Genomic DNA, 4,371 nt, shown 5'->3' on the forward strand with positions numbered 1-4,371 from the left:
AATAGTATCTCTTACTCTAAATTAATATACAAAACAATAATATAAATTATTATCTCTTTCCCATCATTTTATTCCCCGATACAATCGGCATCATACGACACAATAAAAAATCTATTAATGTCAAATAGATAGCATTATTTTTTCCCAGCAACTTGTTCTCAAGGAGAGCCATTATGGCCAATACATTGCACTCTTTATCCCACAGCGCAGCAAACAATAAATCAGACGTCCTTAAAGGAACGCCCCGCGATGACGTTTTACATGGCAGTCTCGGACACACCACATTCTACGGCGGCTTGGGCAACGATATTTATTACAGTAAGAACGCAGGCGACACCATCGTTGAATATGCACATGAAGGCAATGATACGGTTTACGCCGATACAACCTTTACCTTACCGACCCACGTCGAAAACCTGACACTGACAGGCAACGGCAACACCTTCGGATTTGGCAACAACTCCAACAATATTCTAATAGGCAACAGCGGCAACAACCGCTTGAGCGGCGGTCGCGGCAATGACAAGCTAGAAGGTATGGCTGGTAACGACCTGTTGCTAGGCGGTGACGGCGACGACTCGCTCTATGGTGGAGATGGCAAGGACTCACTCTATGCTGGAGATGGCGATGACCGGCTCTATGGTGGAGATGGCGATGACCGGCTCTATGCTGGAGATGGCGACGACTGGCTCGAGGGCGGACATGGTCGCGACGGCCTTGTGGGCGGAGATGGCAACGACACTTTAAACGGTGGTAGTGGAGTAGACTTCATGCGTGGTGACCAGGGGGATGATATTTACTATGTTGATAATTGGCTCGATGAAGTTGACGAATATTTTGATGAAGGTACCGATACTGTTTACAGCAGCGTTTCCTACTTTATTAATAGCAACGTCGAAAACTTGACGCTGATAGGAAACGATAACATCAACGGTTATGGCAACGAAGAAAGCAACATCCTGACAGGCAACAGCGGCAACAACTACTTGCTCGATAATCTAGATGGATATGACACGCTCTACGGCATGGACGGTGACGACCTTCTGCAGAGTGGCGCAGGTGACGACCGTCTTTACGGGGGTAACGGAGATGACATCCTAGAAGGTGGTGAAAACAACGACGTACTTGATGGCGGACATGGAAATGATACTTTAGACGGTGGCTACGGCGTAGACAAGATGACCGGTGGGGATGGAAATGATATCTATTATGTGGACAATGTAAATGACACAGTTACCGAGCGATCGGGAGAAGGTACCGATACCATTTACAGTAGCGTTTCCTACACCGCCGCAGCAAATGTTGAAAACCTGACTTTGACAGGTAGCAACAACATCTTCGGTATTGGCAACCATAATGACAATATCTTGACAGGCAACAAAGGGGATAATCGTCTGAGCGGTGAAGACGGCAATGATACCCTGTACGGCATGGGTGGCAACGACACCCTGTTAGGCGGAAATGGAAATGACCATCTCAACGGTGGAGACGGTGATGACTATATTGCAGGCGGCTCGGGTAGCGACACCATCATCACAGGTGAAGGCAACGACACCGTTGCCTTTACTGCATCAGATATTCGTGAAGGCAGTATAGATCGCGTGGTCGAATTTGACCCTAATACGGACAAACTCGACCTATCTGGTATGCGTTCACTGCTGACTGGCAGCAACGCCAATTTGAGCTGGTCAAAGATGTTCGTTGAAAAAGACCCTGAGGTCATTCTCCAAAAAGACCGTCCTTATCTCATCTTCGATACAGAGCAGCATACTCTTGCTTATCGTGAGGCAGGTTCAAGCAGCAGCACCATATTTGCCAAATTCGATTTTGTCTGGTTGGGCCCATCCAATATCATCGGCTAAAGATTTGCTAAAAAGAACAGACCATTTAAAACGAATCTGCTTTTACTGGGAAACGACACATAAAGCATGATTCGTTACAGATAGCAACAAAAGGTCGTCTGAAAATCAGTTTTCAGACGACCTTTTCGTTTTTTCACCCTCTCGACATTAAAATACTATTAAATATTATTTCATATTTTAAATTAATATAAAAAACAATAATATAAATTATTATATCTTTTGCATCATTCTATTTCTCGATACAATCAGCATCAAACATACAAGAAAAAACCTATAAATGTCAAATAGATATTTATATCTATTTTTCCCAGCAACTTGTTCACAAGGAGAGCCATTATGGCCAATACATTGCATCCTTTATACTATAACGTAGCAAACAATGAATCCGTCGTCATTAAAGGCACGACCCGCGATGACGTTTTATATGGCAGTCTCGGGCATACCGTATTCTACGGCGGCTTAGGCAACGATGTTTACCACAGTAAAAATGCAGGTGACACCATCGTTGAATATGAATATGAAGGCAACGATACCGTTTACGCCGATACAAACTTTACCTTACCGACACACGTCGAAAACCTGACACTGACCGGCTACGGCAACAATTACGGTTTCGGCAACAACTCAAATAACACCCTGATAGGCAACAGTGGCAACAACCGCTTAAGCGGTGGTCGTGGTAATGACACACTACACGGCATGGATGGTAACGACCTGCTGATGGGCGGCGATGATCGCGACTATCTTTACGGAGGTAGTGGAAATGACGTGCTACAAGGAGGAGAAGGAAACGACCTGCTCGATGGTGGATACGGCAACGACACTTTAGACGGTGGCAGCGGTGCAGACAGCATGAGCGGAGGATACGGAGATGATATTTACTATGTAGATAATGTGAACGATACGGTTACTGAATGGTGGGGAGAAGGTACCGATACCATTTACAGCAGCGTTTCTTACACAGCCCCAACCAACGTCGAAAACCTGACACTGACAGGCTACGGCAACAATTACGGTTTCGGTAACAACTCCGACAATACCCTGATAGGCAACAGCGGCAACAATCGTTTGAGCGGTGGTCGTGGAAACGACACGCTGCACGGCATGGACGGCAACGACCTGCTGATGGGCGGCGATGACCGTGACTATCTTTACGGAGATAGCGGAGATGACGTGCTACAAGGAGGCGAAGGAAACGACCTGCTTGATGGTGGATACGGCAACGATACTTTAGACGGTGGCAGCGGCGCAGACAGCATGAGCGGCGGATATGGAAATGATACCTATCATGTGGACAATATAAATGATACTGTCACCGAGCGGTGGTTCGAGGGTACTGATACTATTTACAGCAGCGTTTCCTACACCGCTCCAACCAACGTCGAAAACCTGACTTTGACAGGCTACGGCAACAATTACGGTTTCGGTAACAACTCCGACAATACCCTGATAGGCAACAGTGGCAACAACCACTTAAGCGGTGGTCGTGGAAACGACACGCTGCACGGCATGGACGGTAACGACCTGCTGATGGGCGGCGATGATCGTGACTATCTTTACGGAGATAACGGAGATGACGTGCTACAAGGAGGCGAAGGAAACGACCTGCTCGATGGTGGATACGGCAACGATACTTTAGACGGTGGCAGCGGTGCAGACAGCATGAGCGGCGGATATGGAAATGATATCTATCATGTGGACAATATAAATGATACTGTCACTGAGCGGTGGTTCGAGGGTACTGATACCATTTACAGCAGCGTTTCCTACACCACCCCAACCAACGTCGAAAACCTGACTTTGACAGGTAGCAATAACATCTTCGGCATTGGCAATTATGGCGACAATACCCTGACAGGCAACAGCGGGCATAATCGCTTGAGTGGCGAAGAAGGCAATGATACCTTGTATGGCATGAGCGGTGACGACACACTGTCAGGCGGCAATGGATATGACTATCTCAACGGTGGGGACGGTGATGACTATCTTGCAGGCGGTTTAGGCAGCGACACCATCGTCACAGGTGCAGGCAAAGACACCGTCGCCTTTACTGCAGCAGATATCCGTGAAGGCAGTATCGATCGTTTAACCGACTTTAACTCTGATATGGACAAACTCGACCTATCTGCTATGCGTTCTCTGCTGAGTGGCAACAGCGCAAATTTGAGCTGGTCAGAGATGTTTGTTAGAAACCCTGCTTATTACGATGCCGACCGTTCTTATCTCGTGTTCGATTCATATCAACAAACTCTTGCTTATCGTGCGGCAGGTGCAAGCAGTAATACCGTATTTGCCAAATTCGATAGCGACCAAGCAGCATGGTTGAACGCATCCAATATCATCGGTTAAAGATTCGCTTAAAAACGTCGTCTGAAAATCTAGCTGTATGGTAAAGTACGTTACACCATAAAAAACTGCACTTTAGTGAACCTACTAAAGTGCAGTTTAATCTATTCTAAAGCCTAAAACACCATTTCAGACGACCTTCTTAGCAGAGAATGTGCTATTT

At 46.5% G+C, this 4,371-nt stretch carries 2 protein-coding genes; both read left to right on the forward strand.

The window, feature by feature from the left end; all coding sequences use genetic code 11:
- Positions 1–173: 173 nt before the first annotated feature.
- Entirely contained in the window at positions 174–1,862 is a 1,689-nt protein-coding gene (locus tag HMPREF1051_RS11525; RefSeq protein ID WP_003768914.1) for a calcium-binding protein, read from the forward strand.
- 336 nt (positions 1,863–2,198) lie between these two features.
- Positions 2,199–4,211 (forward strand): calcium-binding protein, encoded by a 2,013-nt coding sequence (locus tag HMPREF1051_RS11530; protein WP_003768915.1) that lies wholly within the window; start codon positions 2,199–2,201, stop codon positions 4,209–4,211.
- Positions 4,212–4,371: the final 160 nt, after the last annotated feature.

This window comes from Neisseria sicca VK64, assembly GCF_000260655.1.
In the GTDB taxonomy this organism is placed as follows: domain Bacteria; phylum Pseudomonadota; class Gammaproteobacteria; order Burkholderiales; family Neisseriaceae; genus Neisseria; species Neisseria sicca_B.